Raw genomic sequence first — 17956 nt, 5'->3', positions numbered from 1 at the left:
CCCGTGTTCTAACTCATAGACTGTCCGCCCGTTACTGGAGCATCGCCAAATGCTCAGCGATCGGCCCAAGCGCCAGTGATGGGAAGAAGGTAAGCGCTCCGACCACCACAATCATCATCACCAAAATCCCTGCAAATAAAGGGGTATGCGTGCGAAGTGTACCCGTTGTTACCGGAACCACTCGTTTCGTTGCCAGGGATCCTGCAATCGCGAGCATGGCAATCATGGAGATATACCTTCCCAGAAGCATCACCACACCAATGGCGATATTGTAAAAGTCCGTATTGGCATTCAGTCCGGCAAAAGCGGACCCATTATTGGCAGCACCCGATGCAAAAGCATACAGCACTTCGGTCAGGCCATGCATGCCTGAATTCGAAATCGAGGCTACCGCTTCGGGCCGCATAAGTGCCAGCGCAGTTGGAGCTAGAATAATCAAGGGATGGATCAGCAGCGCAATTGATGCGAGCTTTACTTCTTTCCCTTCAATTTTTTTGCCCAGAAATTCAGGTGTCCGTCCTACCATCAGTCCAGAGATAAACACGGCCAGAATGACGTACAGCAATCCGTTAAGCAAGCCTACCCCTTTACCGCCAAATACGTTATTGAGCATCATCTCAGCAAGTGCCACCATCCCACCGAGCGGCGTGAGTGACTCATGCATATTGTTGACGGATCCCGTTGTCGCAGCTGTAGTCACTGCCGTGAATAACGCCGATTCGGCTATCCCGAACCTGACCTCTTTCCCCTCCATATTCCCTTGAATGCCGGCGGCATCCAGCGCAGGTACACCGCGGTACTCTGATACAAAAACAGTGGTAAGCATCACAAGAAACAGAAAGCTCATCGCTGCAAACAACGCCCAGCCTTGCTTCCGGTTGTTTACCATCAGCCCGAATGCATACACCAGTGCAGTGGGTAGCAGCATCATGCATACAATGTGGACCAGATTCGCCAGTGCCGTTGGATTCTCGAAGGGATGAGCTGCATTGGTTCCAAACCAGCCTCCACCATTCGTACCAATGTGTTTAATGGACTCGAGCGAAGCAACCAATCCGCGGGTGATCGTCTGCTCTCCGCCTTCCAGCGTGGTCGCGCTCACCGCCCCCGCCAGCGTCTGTGGTACACCCTGAAAGATCAGGAATAAGGCCACAATGAAGCTCAGCGGCAAAAAGATTCTTGTAATCGACCGTACCAGGTCGACATAGAAGTTCCCCAGTCCATCCCTCCGGCCAACCAGTCCGCGGATGAACGCAATGGCTACAGCGAAGCCTGTTGCCGCCGATGTAAACATCGGGAACGTCACGGCCAGCATCTGTGACAGATACGACAGGGCATTCTCGCCCGTATACGACTGCCAGTTGGTGTTGGTCATGAAGGATGCTGCTGTATTAAACGCCTGCGCTGCAGGCATGTTGTTGATACCATCCGGGTTGAGCGGCAGAAACTGCTGCAGCCGCAGCACCAGAAACATCAAAATCAACATGATGAAGTTGGAAATGAGGACGGCTGAAAGGTACTTTTTCCAGCCCATTGACTCATTCTCCCGAACCCCCATTAATCGATAGAGCAGTCGTTCAGGTCCGCCGAAGATCCGGTCCAGTCCTGTCCGCTTGCCATCGAATACCTTGACCAGATAACTACCCACCGGTTTCACCAGCAGGATGATGATCAGCAGCGTGACCGCCACTTGTAATAAACCGCTACCCATATCCATAGTTCCTCCCTAATCTGCGATCCAAATGATTCAGAATTTCTCCGGCTTCACGAGCACATAGCCCAGATAGACCATCAGTGCCAGCACAATCATTCCTATAACGGTCATATGCACCTTCCCCTCTCTGGCTATAGCCCTAGGCTCTCTCGCAGAACTTAATGAAACCCCAGAACACCACGAACAGCAGCACAACCAATCCGATCATCGCAGCATCACTCACCATATGCCCTTCCTCCCTCTCTCTACCGTTCTTTCAACCTGCTACGTGTAAAATCTTATACCTGAACGCTGTAAAAAGGGGGTAAAGAAATCCCTGCCAGGGTGTAAAAAAAACGTAAAAAATAGACCCGTTCTTCGCCATTGGCTGAAGGAAAACGGGTCTATCGGTAATTTGATCTTTATCCGAACGGATTCTGCGCCCATTGCAGCAGTCTCTTCTTCGTGATTTTGCCGTGCGATGTATGCTTGATGACCTGCCCTTGATCCAGGAGCAGCACCTGTGGTGATTCATGATGTACCTCTGTTTCCTCCGCAATTCGGCGGGAGAGCGGGCGATTCTCGATGACTTTGACAATATGATAGTCCATCTGCTGTTTGGGATCGGACGCATTGGAGCCCACAAATGCCATAAACTCTCGGTATGCTCTAGCGCTGATCGGGCAAGTGGTACTGTGCTTCAGGATGAGTACGGGATGATCTTCCGAAGATTGAAGTGCCTCTTCCCAGTCTTCCTGTCTGCAGAGTTCACGGACATGTTCCTTCAACATATCTTCCGTACCAGCAATCGCCCGTTTGCTTACCACTGATCCAATCACGACGCCAAGGGCCACACCAAAAGCAATGCCGAGCGCGAGCTGATCCGTTGCCGTACCAATACTCACTCCGAGTGCTAGACCTAACCCAAGCCATAGAGCTTGGGGATTCACCTTTTTCTCCATTATGATCATCCTTTCAGAGGATATGTATAATAAGGTTCTATAACAATTTTCAGTCCGGTATTCTTCTAAAATTATACCATAGGTATGCCTTTGGTCGACTTTTATAAAATGCATCTCCGGGTATATACTTGTGATACACTGATTGTAAATTGGAAACGATGAATGGAGAAACAATTGGAAAGGCGGAATCACGAAATGACATATGCTTTTATGATAGAACCCCAGCATTACATTCCCCTCGACAACGATGAGGAACTCATTGAAAAGTGCCAGGAGTGGGGCCTGCTTTCGGGTAAAGCAACCAAGCTCAAAACCTTCTACTATAAAGGAAACGGACTGAACACGCCCTGTACCATCGTTGGTTATGTCGATCATATGGCAGCAGTCATCCAACTGGATAATGAACAGAAACACTGCATTCATCCCTCTTATCTGAAAGAGATGCAAGCATCGAGCTACAATGTGAGACCCGTGACGGCAGCAGAAACGGATAAAGCGAATGAGCCATTGAACGCATCCCGGACAGAGGACGTAGCCGATACAGTTACTGCTTCAGTCGCCGTGGATCCCATATCCGATTCGGACGGTATGCCATCCGATCTGAATGACATGGACATCGATGCCGGGGGAAGCCATTCCGGACTGAAAGGTGACCCGGATGGACTCGTAGAGGAATATGTTGGTCCTCAAGGCGGGACAAGCAGTGAAGCGAAACCGAAGGCGAAGACGGCAAGCAAGGCGAAATCGGTCAGGATTGACCTGCCTGAAGGCAAAGTGAAAATGACTGCAGTCGTCAAGGAATTTACAACGGTTCCGAACCATTTCTCCGACAATGATGATGAAGTCATCGTTTATGAAGGCGTGGCCATCACCGAGCCTGATCACGTTGATCTTGGTGAAGCCTGGTCCAGCCATAGTGCCACGATGAAGAAGCAGGAGCTTGAAGTCGGGGATGTCCTTACTTTTGAAGCAAAGATCATTAAGAAGAAGCTCACTCGAAATCCGGTGCCCTATAAGATCAACAATCCTTCCAAGATTCAAAAGCAAGTCTAAGCCAAAAAGACCTCCAACTCGCGTGATAAAATCAGGCAGTGGAGGTCTTTGCTTTTTTTATGAATAGAGCGAAGACAAATGGTTATGCTTGGCCGGGTGTACAGCTAATTTGGAACTGAACGCCGTACTTGTCCGTAACCATGCCGTATGCCGGGCTCCAGAATGTCTCCTGGATTGGCATTTTTACCTCTCCACCATCTTCGAGTCTGTTGAAAATTTGCTTGGCTTCATCTGGGGTATCCGTATTCACAGTAACACTAATGTTGTTACCAACGATATGAGGCATGCCCGGGAATGTATCCGACAACATGAGCACAGAACCCCCGATCTGTAGAGAAGCATGCATGATGCGATCCTTGGCTTCTGGCGGAATCGGATGATCCGGACTTGACGGACCTTCACCGAATGTCTGAATCGCTAACACCTCTGCGTTAAAAACCTCTTTGTAGAACGCGACTGCTTCCTTACCGTTTCCATCTGTTACAAGATATACATTCAAACTAATCGCCATGCGTTCTTCATCTCCTTAAGCTCATGTTTTGACAACCATTCCTGCCGCTTGCGACATGAGTATATAGGACAGGTTGTCCTTTGACAAGCAGGTATTTCCTCTTTAAAGCAATACCCTTTCCGGTCAGATCTTATCCCTGGACTCTCCTGATATAATGCATCAACACAATCAATATTCCCGGTACGAGTACCGCGAAGCTGGCATAGATCAGACACCATTTCAAGAGGGTGAAGATCGGCGTTATTTCGGCTATCACGGGTGTACGTCCAGGATAACGAAGCATCGTAACGGAAGCGCCTATATTTTCAAGCATATCCATAGCCCAGCCCCCAACAGGAAGCAGGTTAATTTTGCGCCAGTGGCTCTCTACAGGGAGCACGCGATAGAGCATGGATATAAGCATCACCAGCAGAAACAGATAGGCCAGAGGCCAGAGGAGATCAAAGGTGAATCGCGCCTCTACATAAGCACGCCGGCCTGTTTCTCCGTACTGTTCGGCCATTTGGTACAGATCATCGGCAGAATACAAGAAAGACGAATCCGGTGATGCCCCTCCGCCCGTTGCTTTCTCGGACTGTTCTGCTTGCCACGGCAAAATGAATGCAATAAAACCGGCAAAAATCAGGATCGCGATTAAAACCCATTTCCAATTCACCCATTTGTACAACCATTTGGATAGCAGGTTCAGCATGTTTATCCTCCTTTTCTTGTATATAAACAAAAACAACCACCTCCCGAACTCATGTCGGTAAGATGGCTGATGTAAGGACTATATGGATTTGTTCTTCTTGACGATGTCGGCAATCTCGCTCTCCAGCAGCAAATACCGATGTACGCTTCGCATAATGGGCACCTTGGTTAACTTGTTTTTGTCTACGTACAGTTTCATTTGGTCTTTTGATAAACCAAGCAACGTGCCTGCTTCAGAAACGGTCAATACAACCTCGGGGTTGGTGGCGTTAAATGTCTTCTTCACTTTCTGATTCCAGTCCTCAAATACCTGCATAGATCAGTGATCTCTCCTATCCATAGCCAGTATATTTCCAGGCTGAATAGATTCAGTATACCACACTTGTGATCCTCGTCACTTGATCCTTGCACAAAACCAATATATGTTAGCTTTACCGTGAGAACACTTGCAAACCGGATTGCACGAATACAATCGTGAAAAAGAGCCAAAAAAGCCACTTTAATATAAAGTGGCCCCGAAATATAAAACCGAATGATTGCCTTATGCCTCTTCCCAAAATCGGCGCAGGTTGTCCATTGCGATTCGGGATGCGGACTTGCACTCTTCCATGCCTTCGAATTCCACCGTGATGTTGCCGTCGTAACCAAAATCCTTGATCAGCTTCACGATTTTCCGGATCGGGATATCTCCATGCCCCACAATGGCTCCGCGCAGAAAATTACCATGAGTTGTAGTGAACCAATCCCCACCACCCGGATGTTCATCATATGGACGGAAATAAAAGTCCTTGAAATGAACCAGGGAGGCGTAAGGCAAATTCTTCATGACACCAATTATAGGGTTCTCATCCACACACATGAAGTTGCCGATATCCAACGTCGTTTTAAAATTGGGGCGGTCCACAGCCTGCAGCACTCGTTGCACACGATCGCTCGCCTGCACACTGAACCCATGGTTCTCAATCGTCGTTGTAATGCCGAACTGTGCGGCATAGTCCGCGATAATCTGGCTTCCCCGAACCATGAGCGGCAGATGCTGCTCAAACCAGGCAATGGTCATGTTTTCTTTCGGCAAGGTAAAGGCCGTCACGTCATGGCGCATATGTTTGACACCCATTCGGTGCACAACATCAACATGCCTTTTGACCCGGGCCATTTCTTCCTCAAAAGCCTCTTCCGTCTCCTGTACAAAATTGGCTGGCATCGAATAATTGGACAGTTCAATGCCTACGGAAGCGGCACGCTCCCGTATTGCATCAGCCAGCTCCGGGTTATCTTCCACCGTGTAGCCGTACGGGACCATTTCCATATGCTCGCCGCCATTTGCCGCTATCCAGTCGATCACGTCCAGAACCGTCATTTCGCCTGACTTCAAATCGTTCAACAAGCTATACGTACTCAGGCCCACTTTCATCTTCTCAGCTCCCTACCGGTATTGTTTGATAAATTCAACTGCCTTGCGGATATCCTGTTCAGGCTGATCGCCGACTTCGCGCTCAATCGTCAGGTACCCTGTATAACCAATCTCCTGAAGGGCAGCGAAATAGCTGTTAAAATCCACTCCGCCTTCTCCGAGTGGCACCTCTCGGAAAAACGTTCCTGAGGATACCATTTCGGCAATTTTCTCATGATCCATCGGCGCATAGCCCACTGCACCGTATACATCCCTTGGGTCAACTTCCTTCAGTCGTACGCCGTCCTTCACATGGGTATGTACGATGTAGTCTTTCAGCAGCCGCGCTCCCTGAACCGGGTCATCCCCCGTCACCATCACCATGTTAGCCGGGTCAAAATTGACTGAAACCCCATTCGTTGAGAGGGTATCGAGAAATCCTTTCAAATCAGCTGCTGTCTCCGGTCCTGTCTCAATCGCAAAGTACGCCCCTGCACTTTTCGCATACTGACCCAGCTCCTCGCATGCTGCGTGCAGCGTAGCATATACCTCCGAGGCAGGGTCATGTGGGACAATGCCAATATGGGTCGTGACAATATTGGTACCCAGATCAAGTGCGAGATCAACGATTCGCTTGGACTTCTCAACTTTCCATAGGTTATCTTCCTTCACCTGGAATCCGTGACCACCCAGGTCACCGACCAAGGCTGATATTTCAAGGCCTAGGGAATCAATATAGCTTTTTAGCTCCTTACGTGCCTCGGGAGACAGATTTTCCGGATCCATCTCTCCCTTGACCGCATAGATTTGTACACCTTCAGCACCCACATCCTTGGCCTTTTTCAACCCTTCACGCACACCTACGCCGAAGCTATCCACGATTACACCGATCTTGTTCGTTAATGTCATGTCATGTCCTCCCGTGAATTGGTATTTTCAAAACAGGATACTGTCTGAGCCGATAATCAGATGATATGAACGTCAATGATAGAGAAGCAAATCTTCATTGACTCTTCCTCATCATAACTAAAGTATGAGTCGCCGTCACATATCAATCCAGCACCTTTTTATATCCTTTTACGTCATTTGCCGTGTAGGTTCCAAGCTGTCCAGGCTATGCCCGGCTAATCCTTAATCAACAGGACTAAGTTTCACGGATTTGATCTCATAAGGTTTAAATGTCAGCTCGAATACGCCCTTCTGAGAAGCCAATGGACCGATCTTATCCTCCAGCAGATTGACGATCGATGCCTCCACGTTCTGGTCATTCCACTGGGCCTGTACCGTTTCCCGGCCACCTGACGATTCATAGAAACGAAGTATCGTTCCTGTACCATCTTCCGAGGGCTTAACCGTATCCAGGATGACATGCTTGCTCTGATACTCAATCCAGGCATGCTCTGCAGGTAGAATGCCTGCATGCCGGCCTGCTGCAACGGCCTGGACCGGATGATTCAACTCCATCGCCTGCCTGACGACACCTGCCTCCCTCCAATCTCCCTGATGGGGCAATAATGAATACGTAAATTCATGTTCGCCCTGATCGGCATGTTCATCCGGCCACTTCGGAGCACGCAGCAGAGACAGGCGAATTGTCCGATCCTTGATGTCGTATCCATATTTGCAATCATTCAGCAGGCTTACTCCGCTATTGCCCTCGGAGACATCCGCCCAGCGATGCCCGCAGACCTCAAACTGTGCCTGTTCCCAGCTGGTGTTGTTATGTGTCGGCCGTTCCAGCGCACCAAACGGGATTTCATACGTTGCTTTCGCAGCCACCAGATCTACCGGAAATGCTACCTTGAGCAGCTTATGACTCTCATTCCAGCTGACTTTTGTCTGGAAATCCACCCGGCGCTGATGACGATAAAATACAATATCCTGGCTGATGTCAGATTCATTCAACTTCCAGCGAAACCGCAGTACATTTTTGGTTGCACCCCGCTGTACAATCTCCTTCGAGATTAGCTGTACCTTGCCTGCAGGCTGAGATTCGAACCTCGGATCAATGTCCCATGCATCCCAATAAGTTGGCTTGTCGTGGAAAAATTGCAGCTCATTGGCCTTGTCGCCTGGCTTCAACCACTCCCGACCCACAGATTTGTCGTACCATCTTGTGATCTCGCCGATCTCGTTGAATTCAACCATATAAAATGGGGTCTCCCAAATGGAAGGAAAAGAGTCCTCCGTCAATGCAGCCGGAGCAAAATGCTTGTCTGGGCGAAGCCATATCGTCGTATAACCAAACGCAGGGATGGATGGGATAACGACAGACAGGGTCAGTACGTCTTCCTTTTCCACCAGATCACAATCCATCCGATTACCGTTCTGGTCAAACGCTGCCATGCCGCTGAGTTCAGCACCCCCGCTAAGGGTCACCACTTCTCCGCGCTCCCAGCCCAAACTGTTAAATATGACATATGGTATGCCTTCGAATCCATCGGTTGCAATGCGCTCTGCAAGGTTGCCGAGAGAATTGTTCAGAGCTGAGGTGCCCAGTTCAAACACCCTCGTGTACTCTTCCGCAGACGTAACGTAAGCTTCCGGAATGGATGTGCCAGGGATAATATCATGGAACTGATTAAGCATCATCAGTTTCCATCCCTCGTCCAGGTTGCTCTTGACCTGCTCTGCTTCAGTCCCTGCAAACTGTCCCCAGATTTCTGCATCCCGATAGAGCACCTCAGCCTTGCGATTGCTCCGTTTATTTCGCGCATGGGTCGTATATGTTCCACGATGGAGTTCCAGATACAAGTCGCCATGCCATTTCGGCAGCGTCGGATTATTGGTTGAGATTCCTTCGAAAAAAGCCTGAGCCGTGCTGAATGCGCTGATTGGCTGGCCCACCATGAACTGGGAACGCTCCGCGAATTCGACCATCTCATGCGTAACCCCGCCCCCACCGTCTCCATGTCCATAGAGCAGCATTTGCTCCGGATGCAGATCCTTCTGTTTATAGGATTGCCAGTGTTCATCCACATCCTTGGGACGGGTATGCTCATTCACCCCGTGATTGAGATACGCCAGCACTGAGGTACCATCGATACCTACCCAGTCGAACAGGTCGTAAGGAAACACATTGGTGTCATTCCAGTTGAGCTTGGTGGTCATGAAATAAGGAACATCCGCAAGCCGAAGTATTTGCGGCAAGGACGCACAGTAGCCGAAAGTATCCGGCAGCCATTCAATGCTTGAGCGCTTGCCAAACTCCTTCTGGTAGAAATTCTGTCCGTACAAAATCTGTCTCACCAGGGACTCGCCGCTCGGGATATTCAAATCCGGCTCCACCCACATGCCACCGACGAGCTCCCATCGACCCTCGGCAATGCGAGTCTTGATCCGTTCGTAGAGTTCTGGATAATGCTCCTTCACGAAGGCGTATAGCTGAGGCTGGCTCTGTGAATACACGAACCCCGAATGCTCGTCCATTAAGGTACACATCGTGGAGAAGGTACGGCTGGACTTGCGCACGGTTTCCCGTACAGGCCAGAGCCATGCGATATCAATATGCGACTGTCCCACAAGATGCATGAATCCATCCCGTTGTTCTTCCGGGTCCTGCTCCTGCACGGACTGTGCAAGCGATTGTTCGAAGTGCTGCACCCACGCTGGCTCAACCCACCGCTTCGGCTCGTTGTACATCTCATCCATCACTTGGTGAATGACACGAACCAGCCGAATACGCTTCAGATCTTTTTCAGGCAATGCCTTTAGCGATTCTGCAAGCACCGTTACGCTATACATGAGGCTTTGCAGCGGACGATTGATATGTACGAGGGCTGTACTTATTCCTCGAATCGGCGGTTGTATGACCGCTTGGCGGTTCAGTGGATCGTGGGGCTCCGGAATGGGATCATACAGCTCAATCTCCAGCAGAGGTGATGCCCCAACCCGGCTTCGGGGAAGCGGGACCAGCCAATGATTGCGATCCAGTCCGTGATACGGCTTGCCGTTCACCTTCAGTAATCCTTCACCACCCGCTTCAAATGTCAAAGCAATAGCTTGATCCTCCCAATCGCTAGGGATTTCAATGAGCTTGCTCATAAAATAAGTCGTTCCGTGTGTGCTGTGAAGGGGATTCACAGATTGAACAGAGGCTTCTTCCTGCTCCATCCGGTATTCTCCTGGCCGTATATATCTGGCCCTCTGCATGTGCCATTCGGGCAGCTCCACCTTCGCTAACCACTGGTGCTGTGACATATCCTCTATAAATCGGCTGATCCGAATCATACCGGCCCCACCTCACTTTGCACTTGTAAATCACATGCCTTCCATTCCTTAGAGCTGCTGCCAACCATCAGACGGAATTTGCCTGGCTCAACCACCCACTGATGTCGGGAGTCCATGAGCTCCAGGTGCTCTGCATTCACGGCAAAAGTAACGGTTCGGGTCTGTCCTGGCTCCAGATGGATCTTGCGAAATCCCTTAAGTGACATTTCCGGCCGAGTGACGGAAGCAGCTTCGTCTGTTATATAAAATTGCACTACCTCAGCTCCGGCTACCGTACCTGTATTCGTGACCTCCACCTGAACCTCAGCCTTGCCATTCGGCTCGATCATTTCAGGCACGACTCTCACATGGTCATATTGAAACGCAGTATAACTAAGCCCGAACCCAAACGGATATTGCGGCTCCAGATCCATCTCCAAATATCTCTTCCCCCGCGTACGTCTGGCATTGTAAACGACGGGAAGTTGTCCGACATGTTTGGGAATGGAGATCGTCAGACGCCCGGACGGATTCACGTCTCCAAACAGAATGTCTGCAACCGCATTGCCGCCCTCCTGTCCCGGGTACCAGGCCTCCAAAATGGCATGCACATGCTCGTCGATCCAAGGTTCTGCAATAGGTCGCCCGTTGATATATACGACAACCACGGGTTTGCCCAGCTTATATACCTCCTGCACCAATTCCAGCTGCACACCCATCAGATTCAGTGATGAACGGTCAATACCTTCACCACACTCCATATCATTCCATGGATTATCCGTTACAACCGATGCACCCGTCCGCAGGTCAATCGTGCCTTCTCCGAAGTCGCGGGCGCTTGATCCACCCATAACCATCACAATGACGTCGGCCTGTTCAGCACAAGCGAGTGCTTGCGCAAAGCCCTCCCTGGAATCACCTTTGATCCGGCAGCCAGGCGCGTACAGGATTTGATCCGCCTGAGCACCAACCTTGCGGCGTATACCTTCCAGCACCGTAACAATCTGCCCACTTGGTTGTGGAGAGGTGTAGTCTCCCAGCTGGTTATACGTATGATTGGCATTCGGACCCAGTACAGCGATCTTCGAATTCGTCTTGCTGAGTGGAAGGAGATTCTCCTTATTTTTGAGCAAAACAATCCCTTCCTGGGCTGCCTTCCTTGCCAGCTCCACATGCTCTTCGCAACCAATCACTCGCTCCGCAAATTCCGGGTCGACATAAGGCTGCTCAAACAGACCCAATCTAAACTTTATCTCCAGAATCCGCCATACCGCCGTATCCAGATCCTGATGATGGATCAATCCTTGCTCCAGTGCCTTCGCCAGATGTTTACGATACATGAATCCGGACATCTCCATATCCACACCCGCTTGAAGAGACTGAGCTACAGCCTGCTCCCCGTTCTCCGCTGTGTTGTGTCCGCCAACCAGCATCTGAATGGCACCAAAGTCGGTGATGACAAACCCCTCAAAGCCCCACTGCTCACGCAGGAGATCATTCAACAGATACGTGCTGGAAGTGCACGGTACACCATCAATCTCGTTGTACGCTGTCATTACAGAACAGGCACCGGCTTCCACTGCCTTTTTGAAAGGCAGCAGGTCTACCTCGTGCAGCTCGCGCAGACCCATATGCACGGGAGCTGCATTACGCCCTCCTTCCGAGCTTCCATATCCCGCAAAATGCTTCAGCGTTGCCATAATGGTCCGGTCCGAATCGAGACGGTCTCCCTGTAATCCCCTGATCGCTTCCACAGCAAACTCACCAATCAGATACGGGTCTTCGGCAAAACACTCCTCGGTCCGTCCCCATCTCGGGTCCCGTACCACATCCAGCACAGGCGAATAGGTTGCTGCTCCGCCCTGGCTGCGAGTCTCGACCGCAATGGCCTCACACATCTTGCGGTACAATTCCGTATTCCACATGCTTCCTACGGCCAGCGGCACCGGAAATACGGTTGCCCCGATCGCCATATGGCCATGCGAACATTCTTCCCCGAACAAAATGGGAATGCCCAGACGCGAGTTTTCAATCGCATAGCGCTGAATTTCATTGGTGGCAGCCGCTCCCTGGCCCGGGGTCAGCCCAGTTTCCAGTGTTACCTCGGTCCACGGATCGGCACGAAGCACGCCGTATAGTGAACCAACGCCACCTTGCGCGATATTCTCCTTGAATTCCTCCGTCACTTGTACGGTGCCATCCGACTCTTTCCGGTATGTCTTCCAGCCCATCGGCTGGATCAGCTGACCGATTTTCTCTTCCGTAGTCATCTGTTCAAGCAAATTTTGTACCCGCTCGGGGATCGGTAACGAAGCATCTCTATAATCCATGTGCACATTCTCCTTATGCATTTGGCTTGGCTTGCTGGTTGTGTTCCACTTGAGATCATATTGCTTTTCGGTAATCACTCGGTGCGACACCTACCACATTTTTGAAGGCGCGGTTGAATGAGTTGTAATTCGTGTATCCGACTTCCTCGCTGATCTCCTGAATGGCCTTATCCGTCTCCTGCATCAACTGCTTGGCCTTCTCTATTCGCTGACTGATCAGCAAATCCACAAATTTCTCACCAATCTCATCCTTGAAAAGCTTACTTAAATATTTCGGATTAATATCGAACAAGTCACTCAAATAATTCAAAGACAGATCAGGATTGTTATAGTTCTCTTCGATATACTTGCGAATCTCCAGAATATGCGTCCGGTGTTTTTTGGAACAGCGCAGTGCCTGCATCTGTCCGGCAAGTTTTTGGAAGCCATCCTTGCACAATTCCTGCAGATCTTCGGCTGTTTCCCAATCCTCCAAATTCCGAAGCAGATGACCCATGACCTCTGCCCACAGCTCGTGGTACTCACGAGGCAGCTCTGCAAATTCACGGTTCACATGCTGGAATAGCAACTGGATCGTGTTCATGATTTCCTGACGGGATAGCATCGAGGCATGAATCTGCTCAAACAGTCTGTCAAAATGCTTATCCCAATCGTCATCAGACAGCCGCATGGCCTGCACCAACAGCGATATGGTCTTCAAGAACTCATACACATCATTGGTTGAGCCTGGTACATCACCATACGGAATAATCCGGTTCACACCCAGCACCGCTTTGTAATCGAGCGCATGGACAGCTTCCTTGAAAGAGGCTCTTAGGCCACGCAGATCGACAGCCACCCGCCCAATTCCAATGGTTACCGTAAAGTTCAGATACTGCTCGACCTGGCCCAGATAGCCTTCCAACAGCCTGCGTTCACTCTCTTCCGGCTGCGGTGTGTCCGGCAACCATAAGATGGCATACAGGCGATGGTCCGAGATCCACTCAGCCCATACTTCCGTATCTTCCTTACGGGCGCTCTCCTGCAGAATGCTGGACAATACAAATTTTAGAAGGGACTGGTCCTGCACATGATATTCTTCAATAAAGCGGGAATAGCGGTCGATCTCAACAACCATTACGGTCCATCTGTCATCCAATTGCGGCAGGCTAAACCTGTTCATCTCAGCAGAGAGTTCATCGGCGGTAAACTCCTTCGTTCCCTCCAGCAGTTCCTGAAAGAAGTATTTCTTCTTCAAAATCAGATTCTCTTCATACTCCTCCTGATACTGCTTCGTCTGGTCAATCATTTGTTCCAGCGTGGCCTGGATAAATCGGAATTCGTTCTCCTTGGAATGGCCTATGCCTGGCTGTTTCTGTGAAGCAACCGTCTCGATTAACGTGACGATCTGCTGAATCGGCTTGTAATTCCTGCGAGTTACATAGATCACCCACACCACACCAATCAGAACAACAGCCACGGCAAACACAAACCAGATATTGTAGAATTTCAGGGCAAATTTGACGACTTTGCCGTTGTTCAGTCCCGTTTGAACCTTCCAACCGCTATAACTTGAAGTAAACTCGGAGAAAACTTCGCCGGAAGAGGCTTTGGCTGCATGCTCCTCTGTCACTCCGCTGTCCCACAGATTGCCACCCGACCGGTTGAATATGTTGACGAAGGTAAACTCCGGATCATACATCTGCATAATGGACTTCTGCAGCGTCTGCAGATCGACATTCACAACAATCAGGCCACTCCCATTGCCAACTCCACGGATTAGTGTAATGACCTGTTTCCCTTCCTCTGTGGGAAAGGCCCTGAAGGTTCTTCCGCCGACCCATTTCTGCGTTTCTGCAGCCCGGCTGTCTTCTATAAATGCCGCATCCGGGAATTCCTCGATGGGCACGGGTTTGCCATTGCTGAATACCTTGTCATCCCTGTAGCGGACCATATAAATGGAGTCGATCAGTGGATATTCTATTTTCAATTCGTCGATAACCTGAACTGCCTGAATACCGGCATAGACATCATCACTTCCGGTTACCGCGTAATAATTTTTCAGATTCGGATTGGTCAAAATCTCGCGCAGCACCTTGAAGTCTATCGAGCGCAGGGAATTATCCAAATACTGCGTCACTTGTGAAGCCAGAAATTCATTGGCCTTGAGCGCTTCCTTGCGGTTCTGTTCATTGAAAATCTGGAAGAAGATAATAAATAGAATCGTAGTCACAATAAAAAACACAGGCAGATACGAAAGCAGCAAACGTCTAAACCAATTGTTGTTCATCCCCAAGGTCCCCCCACCACTGTTTATACGTGTGACGACAACCACTCGCTCTGGTCGTTAACTATTTATAAATAATCCGTATTATATCGGAGGAAGTGGGGTTGTCAAAGGATAAAACTGTCCCGGTCATTGGTGACTTCGGGACAGTCTCGATCTTGAATTCCTCAATTATTATTGATCCTTCTCAATTGCACGCTGGTAGATCTCAAGGTAATTGCTGAGTCCCAGTCCATCGAAGCCTTTGACATATGAATCCCATTCCTTATCGATGCTTTTGCTGCCGATAATGAACTGCGCCATATTGGTCTGCACATAATCCTTGATGGCTGTGGTAAGTTGTGCAGCCGATTCGGTATCCTCCGGACGAATAAATACATTTGCCGGATATACTTCTTTTGGTGCATATGGCTCATACACATTGGTCGCTTGAGCCAGCCTTGTACCGTAGCCTTCTGCCTCTAATGGATTTTGACCTTCGGCAAACAGGTTACGGAACGTATTGGACAAGTCATGTGCTCCGATCTGCGACCAGCTTTCGTTAACGACAACGTTCGGATCACGTTCAGGCAGGTTATAGTAGCTGTACTTGGCAGGCTCACCATTGATGTTTTTCTCATCTGCATCAGCCTTCTTCCATCCCTTGCCTTCCGTCGGGCCATATTCCGCGTACAAGGCACCTTCTTCACTGAACATGTAATCCACAATTTTGATTGCCGCAATCTGCTGTGCTTCTGTTGCTTTGTTCGTGATGGCAAACTCAAATTCGCCTACGCTTTGTGTAGCACCTGTTGTCTGTACGCCATCCGGTCCTTTCAATGGAGGAACGATCTCCCAATGCTGGTGACGTGTAATATCTTTGTCATAGGTGTTCACGAGATAGCTGACCAGTGCTGTCGTAATGGAGCCGACCACTTCGTCGCCTTCCTTATTTCCCAGCTGTCCGATGGCCTGGTCATTTTGCGTGAAGGAAGCCGGGTCAATCAGGCCTTCCGCATAAAGCTTGTTCATATACTCCAGCCCTTTTTTCCACTCATCCTTGTTTGCTGCAAAATCAACCTTGCCATCGTTCACGATCAGGTATTTGTCGTTATCGTTGTAGATAAAGCTGTTCATCAGGTAGGCATCAATGTTGCCATTCCATACGTACTTGTTCGGTGCGCCAGTGAGAGGAATCTCATCAGCCTTGCCGTTACCATTGGGGTCCTGCTCTTTGAACGCCTTCAGCACTGTGTACAGTTCATCCGTCGTTGTTGGCATTTTCAGACCCAGGTTATCGAGCCATTCCGTGTTGATCCAGTACTTCTGTGCATACGTACAGTGATAACATTCATTGAAGATCGGCAGGGCATAGATGTTGCCATCCGGAGCGGTAATGGCTTCTTTGAAATATGGCTTCTCTTCCATGATCTTGGTCAGATTCGGACCATATTCCTGAATCAGATCCTGCAGCGGAAGGAACACGCCTTGTTTTCCATAGTTCTGAAGATCTGAGGTGGTGAACTTGCCGTGAAGGAACACTTCGGGATAATCACCACTGGCGAGCAGCAATTGTCTGCGGTCCTGTAATGCATCTGTCGGGGCCAGATCCCATTTCAGGGTAACGTCGAACTTGTCTTCGATAAATTGGGTGAACTCATTCTCTTCCATGGACGCTTTGCCTTGCGGGGCAAAGAAAGTCATCGTTACAGGGCCACCGCTCTCGCCGCTACCGTCGCTACCTGCACCCGATTCTTCGGATGAACCGCATGCGGACAACAAAGCCATCGAAGCAAAGACCAGAAACAACATCGAAATCCAAGATTTTCTCAATCTGACTCCTCCTTTTTGTTCAAAACGGCATACAACTCGTTTAATGCACTCGTATAAAACCGATCCCGGAAGCCGGCGTGTTCCTGCCACCTCCTTTCAAGAGGCCAGCCGGGCATCATTTCTATGAATTATCCCTTGAGGGAACCAACCATGACCCCTTTGACAAAATGCTTCTGTACAAACGGATACATGATCAAAATTGGAATACTTGCGACAACGATAAGTGCATATTTCAATACCTGCTCGAAGCCCTGATCCCGCATCTGTTGACTGGTATTGGCGAGCATCGCCGGATCAGCCGCATTCAGGATGAGCAGATTGCGCAGCACGTATTGTAGCGGGAACAACTTTTCGGAACGCAGATAGATCAGGGCATCAAAATACGCATTCCAGTGACCTACGGCATACATGAGGGTCATGACAGCCAGAATGGGCTTCGACAACGGAAGAACGACACTGATCAAATACCGGATATCCCGGCAGCCATCCATTTCCGCCGCCTCTCCGAGTTCTTCCGGGATGGAAGATTGGAAGAAGGTTCTCGCCACGATGACCTGGAACACTGCGAGCGCTCCTGGCAGCCACATCGCCCAGCGTGTATCGAGCAGGTGCAGGTCTTTCATCAGGAGGTAGGTAGGAATCAAACCGCCATCGAAGAACATCGTAATCATCATGAAAATGATAATGGCCCCTCGTCCATAGAACGACTTGCGTGACAAGGGATAAGCCAGCATGACGGTCAGTGCCACGTTAATGAATGTGCCGACCACGGTGTAGATGATCGTGTTGTAGAAACCGAGCATGAGCTGCTGGCTTTTGAAAATGGAGATGTATGCCTTGATGTTAAAGTCCACCGGAAACAGCCACACCTGACCGGATGTAACAGCTCTTGAAGAGCTGAATGAAGAACTGATGATATATAAGAGGGGGTAAAATACCGTTAACAGTATGGCGAACAGAAAGATATAGTTGAGTGTCATGAAGATGCGGTCACCGAGCGGATCCTTGATGCGATTACGATTAAACAGGTTGAACAT

Annotated in this window: 14 protein-coding genes; 1 reads left to right on the top strand and 13 read right to left on the bottom strand. The window is 49.7% G+C overall.

Annotated features, from left to right (window positions below):
• Nucleotides 1–31 precede the first annotated feature (31 nt).
• The 3 genes from kdpA to ytxJ all read right to left on the bottom strand — a co-directional run bounded on the left by kdpA (nt 32) and on the right by ytxJ (nt 2655).
• Nucleotides 32–1711 carry a potassium-transporting ATPase subunit KdpA gene (gene kdpA, locus MH144_RS25980; RefSeq protein ID WP_239305173.1) on the bottom strand — a complete coding sequence of 560 codons (1680 nt, stop codon included), beginning with the start codon at nt 1709–1711 and terminating at the stop codon, nt 32–34.
• Between the two features lie 36 nt (nt 1712–1747).
• Nucleotides 1748–1810: a potassium-transporting ATPase subunit F gene (locus tag MH144_RS31125; protein ID WP_390586954.1), complete on the bottom strand. Its 63-nt coding sequence runs from the start codon at nt 1808–1810 to the stop codon at nt 1748–1750.
• Between the two features lie 305 nt (nt 1811–2115).
• Nucleotides 2116–2655: a bacillithiol system redox-active protein YtxJ gene (gene ytxJ, locus MH144_RS25975; protein ID WP_239305172.1), complete on the bottom strand. Its 540-nt coding sequence runs from the start codon at nt 2653–2655 to the stop codon at nt 2116–2118.
• A 195-nt stretch (nt 2656–2850) separates the two neighbouring features.
• Here ytxJ and MH144_RS25970 point away from each other — a divergent pair, with 195 nt between their 5' ends.
• Complete coding sequence (locus MH144_RS25970; protein ID WP_239305171.1) at nt 2851–3708, top strand: hypothetical protein; 858 nt, start codon at nt 2851–2853, stop codon at nt 3706–3708.
• Nucleotides 3709–3790: 82 nt separating this feature from the next.
• Here the strand turns inward: MH144_RS25970 and MH144_RS25965 are convergent, their stop codons facing one another.
• The 10 genes from MH144_RS25965 to MH144_RS25920 form a co-directional block, all read right to left on the bottom strand.
• A complete protein-coding gene (locus MH144_RS25965; RefSeq protein WP_239305170.1) occupies nt 3791–4219 on the bottom strand; it encodes a VOC family protein in 429 nt (142 codons plus the stop codon).
• A gap of 130 nt (nt 4220–4349) precedes the next feature.
• Complete coding sequence (locus MH144_RS25960; protein ID WP_239305169.1) at nt 4350–4910, bottom strand: hypothetical protein; 561 nt, start codon at nt 4908–4910, stop codon at nt 4350–4352.
• 78 nt (nt 4911–4988) lie between these two features.
• Nucleotides 4989–5225: a DNA-binding protein gene (locus MH144_RS25955; RefSeq protein WP_095293111.1), complete on the bottom strand. Its 237-nt coding sequence runs from the start codon at nt 5223–5225 to the stop codon at nt 4989–4991.
• A 225-nt stretch (nt 5226–5450) separates the two neighbouring features.
• Nucleotides 5451–6323 carry a sugar phosphate isomerase/epimerase family protein gene (locus MH144_RS25950; protein ID WP_239305168.1) on the bottom strand — a complete coding sequence of 291 codons (873 nt, stop codon included), beginning with the start codon at nt 6321–6323 and terminating at the stop codon, nt 5451–5453.
• Nucleotides 6324–6335: 12 nt separating this feature from the next.
• Nucleotides 6336–7211 carry a sugar phosphate isomerase/epimerase family protein gene (locus tag MH144_RS25945; protein ID WP_239305167.1) on the bottom strand — a complete coding sequence of 292 codons (876 nt, stop codon included), beginning with the start codon at nt 7209–7211 and terminating at the stop codon, nt 6336–6338.
• 222 nt (nt 7212–7433) lie between these two features.
• Nucleotides 7434–10532 (bottom strand): alpha-mannosidase, encoded by a 3099-nt coding sequence (locus MH144_RS25940; RefSeq protein ID WP_239305166.1) that lies wholly within the window; start codon nt 10530–10532, stop codon nt 7434–7436.
• Nucleotides 10529–12841, bottom strand: coding sequence for a glycoside hydrolase family 3 N-terminal domain-containing protein (locus tag MH144_RS25935; RefSeq protein WP_239305165.1), 2313 nt, complete (start codon nt 12839–12841; stop codon nt 10529–10531). Before MH144_RS25935 ends, MH144_RS25940 begins: the two co-directional genes overlap by 4 nt.
• A gap of 55 nt (nt 12842–12896) precedes the next feature.
• Nucleotides 12897–15110 (bottom strand): helix-turn-helix domain-containing protein, encoded by a 2214-nt coding sequence (locus tag MH144_RS25930; RefSeq protein ID WP_239305164.1) that lies wholly within the window; start codon nt 15108–15110, stop codon nt 12897–12899.
• A gap of 171 nt (nt 15111–15281) precedes the next feature.
• Nucleotides 15282–16919: a type 2 periplasmic-binding domain-containing protein gene (locus MH144_RS25925; protein ID WP_239305163.1), complete on the bottom strand. Its 1638-nt coding sequence runs from the start codon at nt 16917–16919 to the stop codon at nt 15282–15284.
• Between the two features lie 128 nt (nt 16920–17047).
• Complete coding sequence (locus MH144_RS25920; RefSeq protein WP_095293099.1) at nt 17048–17956, bottom strand: carbohydrate ABC transporter permease; 909 nt, start codon at nt 17954–17956, stop codon at nt 17048–17050.

This window comes from Paenibacillus sp. ACRRY (genome assembly GCF_022346995.1).
Classification (GTDB): Bacteria; Bacillota; Bacilli; order Paenibacillales; family Paenibacillaceae; genus Paenibacillus.
Note: the sequence above shows the minus strand (reverse complement) of the source record. Positions and strands in the feature narration are given on the sequence as shown.

What these genes read in the sequence shown, in the direction of transcription:
- kdpA (WP_239305173.1), bottom strand. Translation starts at nt 1,711, where the DNA reads ATGGGTAGCGGTTTATTACAAGTGGCGGTCACGCTGCTGATCATCATC.
- ytxJ (WP_239305172.1), bottom strand. Translation starts at nt 2,655, where the DNA reads ATGGAGAAAAAGGTGAATCCCCAAGCTCTATGGCTTGGGTTAGGTCTA.
- MH144_RS25970 (WP_239305171.1), top strand. Translation starts at nt 2,851, where the DNA reads ATGACATATGCTTTTATGATAGAACCCCAGCATTACATTCCCCTCGAC.
- MH144_RS25965 (WP_239305170.1), bottom strand. Translation starts at nt 4,219, where the DNA reads ATGGCGATTAGTTTGAATGTATATCTTGTAACAGATGGAAACGGTAAG.
- MH144_RS25960 (WP_239305169.1), bottom strand. Translation starts at nt 4,910, where the DNA reads ATGCTGAACCTGCTATCCAAATGGTTGTACAAATGGGTGAATTGGAAA.
- MH144_RS25955 (WP_095293111.1), bottom strand. Translation starts at nt 5,225, where the DNA reads ATGCAGGTATTTGAGGACTGGAATCAGAAAGTGAAGAAGACATTTAAC.
- MH144_RS25950 (WP_239305168.1), bottom strand. Translation starts at nt 6,323, where the DNA reads ATGAAAGTGGGCCTGAGTACGTATAGCTTGTTGAACGATTTGAAGTCA.
- MH144_RS25945 (WP_239305167.1), bottom strand. Translation starts at nt 7,211, where the DNA reads ATGACATTAACGAACAAGATCGGTGTAATCGTGGATAGCTTCGGCGTA.
- MH144_RS25940 (WP_239305166.1), bottom strand. Translation starts at nt 10,532, where the DNA reads ATGATTCGGATCAGCCGATTTATAGAGGATATGTCACAGCACCAGTGG.
- MH144_RS25935 (WP_239305165.1), bottom strand. Translation starts at nt 12,841, where the DNA reads ATGGATTATAGAGATGCTTCGTTACCGATCCCCGAGCGGGTACAAAAT.
- MH144_RS25930 (WP_239305164.1), bottom strand. Translation starts at nt 15,110, where the DNA reads ATGAACAACAATTGGTTTAGACGTTTGCTGCTTTCGTATCTGCCTGTG.
- MH144_RS25920 (WP_095293099.1), bottom strand. Translation starts at nt 17,956, where the DNA reads ATGTTCAACCTGTTTAATCGTAATCGCATCAAGGATCCGCTCGGTGAC.